The sequence below is a fragment of the Arthrobacter terricola genome (assembly GCF_004354015.1).
Classification (GTDB): domain Bacteria; phylum Actinomycetota; class Actinomycetes; order Actinomycetales; family Micrococcaceae; genus Arthrobacter; species Arthrobacter terricola.
In genome coordinates this window covers 1-1,128 of sequence record NZ_SMRU01000107.1, presented here as the reverse complement: position 1 = coordinate 1,128, position 1,128 = coordinate 1, and the positions used below count along the sequence as shown (strand labels likewise).

Annotated in this window: 1 protein-coding gene; it reads left to right on the top strand. The window is 64.0% G+C overall.

The window, feature by feature from the left end:
* Positions 1-54: 54 nt before the first annotated feature.
* Positions 55-1,128 carry an IS630 family transposase gene (locus tag E1809_RS26490; protein WP_133207180.1) on the top strand — a complete coding sequence of 358 codons (1,074 nt, stop codon included), beginning with the start codon at positions 55-57 and terminating at the stop codon, positions 1,126-1,128.

Sequence of the window (1,128 nt, the reverse complement as noted above, 5' to 3'; positions counted from 1 at the left end):
CTAGTGTCGCGTGTCGTTAATAGCTAGACGTTTGGGTGTTTGGGAGGATTGGTTATGGCCAATCGTCCTGCTGCTGCCCTGGGTCTTCGTGATGGTGATTTTGAGGCGTTGAATCGTCTGTCCAGGTCCTCGGCGGGACGGGCGGGACTCGCCCAGCGGGCGCGGATCGTGCTGCTGGCCGCGGAGGGGCTGTCGAACACCGTGATCGCCGAGCGTGTCGGGGCGACACGGACGACGGTCATAGGGTGGCGCAGCCGGTACGAGTCCGCAGGGATTGCCGGGCTGCATGATCAGGACCGCCCGGGGCGTCCGCGGCGGGTGGATCACCGGGACATCGTGGCGGCGACGCTGGTGGCGCCGCCGAAGAAGTATGGTGTCACGCACTGGTCCTCGCGTCTGCTGGCCGGGCATCTGGGCATCGGGAACGCCACGGTGGCCCGGGCCTGGCGGGAGTATGGGGTGCAGCCTTGGAGGAGCGGGACGTTCAAGTTCTCCACCGATCCGGAACTCGTCGCGAAGGTCACCGACGTTGTGGGCCTGTACCTGGCGCCGCCGGAGAATGCCGTGGTGCTCTGCGTTGACGAGAAAAGCCAGATTCAGGCATTGGACCGCACGGCCCCGATGCTGCCGATGCAGCCGCACCAGATCGAGCGGCGCACGCACGACTACACCCGCCACGGCACCACTACGCTGTTCGCGGCACTCGAAACGGCCACCGGCCAGGTCACGGCTGCGGTGAAGCCCCGGCACCGGCGCCAGGAGTTCCTGTCCTTCCTGCGCCAGATTGACCGCACGTATCCCGGAAAGGAACTGCACCTGATCATGGACAACTACGCCACGCACAAGACCCCCGAAGTCAAGGCATGGCTTGCGGCCCATCCCCGCTTCACCGTCCACTTCACTCCTACCTCGGGATCCTGGCTGAATCTCGTCGAAGTCTGGTTCGGCATCATCGACCGGCAGGCCATCCGGCGCGGCGTCTTCACAAGCGTCAAAGACCTCAACCAGAAAATCCGCCAGTTCATCACCGGCTGGAACGACCGATGCCACCCGTTCGTCTGGACCAAAACCCCCGAACAAATCCTCGCAAAAGCCAACCGCTTAACTACTTCAGAAACGCGACACTAG

Excerpts from the sequence above, each read along its gene's own strand:
- E1809_RS26490 (WP_133207180.1), top strand. The coding sequence starts at position 55 with ATGGCCAATCGTCCTGCTGCTGCCCTGGGTCTTCGTGATGGTGATTTT.